Source organism: Aminobacter anthyllidis (assembly GCF_018555685.1).
Taxonomy (GTDB): domain Bacteria; phylum Pseudomonadota; class Alphaproteobacteria; order Rhizobiales; family Rhizobiaceae; genus Aminobacter; species Aminobacter anthyllidis.
Window position 1 is genome coordinate 1 of sequence record NZ_JAFLWW010000027.1, and the last position, 1,673, is coordinate 1,673.

At 65.1% G+C, this 1,673-nt stretch carries 2 protein-coding genes; both read left to right on the forward strand.

From position 1 onward, the window contains the following. Window positions 1-97 precede the first annotated feature (97 nt). Window positions 98-1,366, forward strand: coding sequence for an IS66 family transposase (tnpC, locus tag J1C56_RS32670; RefSeq protein ID WP_420797456.1), 1,269 nt, complete (start codon window positions 98-100; stop codon window positions 1,364-1,366). After that, window positions 1,363-1,673 (forward strand): UPF0149 family protein (locus J1C56_RS32675; RefSeq protein WP_214394060.1); only part of this gene is annotated, 311 nt, incomplete at its 3' end. The genes tnpC and J1C56_RS32675, both read left to right, overlap by 4 nt.

A 1,673-nucleotide genomic window follows, 5' to 3' on the forward strand; every position in this document is an offset into this window, starting at 1 on the left:
GCTCGAACTCGAAGATCTCGAGACCGATTTCGCCGCCGGCGCGCCCGAGGCCGAGCTGGCCATCGTCTCCGACACCGATAAGGTCCGGGCGTTGCCGGTGCGCAAGCTCAATCCGAACCTGCCGCGCAAGCGGATCGTTCGCGAGCCGTCTTGCGCGTGCTGCCCGGGCTGCGGCGGCGCTCTGCGCGCCATGGGCGAAGATAGCGATGAGATGCTCGATCTGGTCGCCCAGGCCTGGCAGGTGATCGAGACCGTTCGACCCAAGTACAGCTGCCGGACCTGCGATAAAATCATTCAGGCGCCGGCACCCGCCAAGGCCATTGCACGCGGCAAGCTCAGCTATGCCGCGCTCGCCCATATCATGATGGCCAAGTGGGGTTATCATCTGCCCTACTACCGCCAAATCCAGATGATGGCCGCCAAGGGCGTCGATATCGAGCGATCCACGCTGGCGCGCAGCGCCGGCTATGCCGCCGCCTTACTCGATCCGATCTACAATCGCCTTCGTGAGATCGGCCGTACCCGCACCAAGCTCCACACCGACGACACGCGGCTTCCGATCCTGGCGCCCGGCACCGGCACGACGCACAAGGGCGCGCTCTGGGTTTACGTCGCCGACGACCGCAATTCAGGTTCTCAAGAGCCGCCGATCGCCTGGTATCGCGCCACCATGGGCCGCGCCGGCGAGAGCGTGATGAGCGAGCTCGCCGGATTTTCCGGCACACTCCAGGCCGATGGGTTCAGCGGCTACAATCAGATCTACAGGGGCGGCGCCATTCGAGAAGCTGCCTGCCTGGCCCATCTGCGTCGCAAGATATTCGACGTTCATGACAGCCAGCCGACCGAGCTCAGCACGACGGCGATGGCTGGTATCCAGGCGATCTACCGGATCGAGGAAGAGATCCGGGGGCTCCCGCCCGCCGAGCGATTGGCCGCACGACGAAGGCGGTCCCGACCTCTAATCCGCGCACTGCGACGACAGCTCATGCGCCAGGCCAACGGTTTGTCGCGCCATGCCGATATCGCCAAGGCCTTCGCCTATGGCGCCAAGCGATGGCGCGCGTTCAATCGCTTCCTCTACGATGGCCAGCTCGAGCCCGACAACCTGATCGCGGAGCGCGCCATTCGTGGATTTACGGTCGGAAGGCGCAACTGGCTTTTCTCGGGCAGCTTCGCCGCGGCAGAGCGGTCAGCGGTCGTGCTCAGCATCATTGAGACCTGCAAGCTCTGCGGCGTCGATGCCGAAGCCTACATGGCCGACGTCACCGAGCGCATCCAGAACGACTGGCCAGCCTCGCGCTGGGACGAACTGATGCCGTGGAATTGGGTGCGCCGCGAAGAGATGCAGCTCTCCTTGGCGGCATGAGCGCGCTCGATGACATGGCGCTGTCGGACGAGGCCCTCGAGGCCTGGATGGCCGCCAAGACCAACCCCCGCCCGCTGGTGCGCACCATGTCGGCGCTGGATGGCTTCGTAACGGCGGCGGTCACCGGGCCGCGGTTCGCGGACCCGCAAGACTGGATGTGCCCGCTCATGGGGTTGCCGCGCGACGTCCTGGCCAAAGGCTCTGCAACCGATCAAGCCGTGTTTGCCAGCGTCGCCAGGATCCACAACCGGATCAACGAGACGCTGTTCGACAGACCACAGGATTATGCGCCCCGCTTCACCACCAA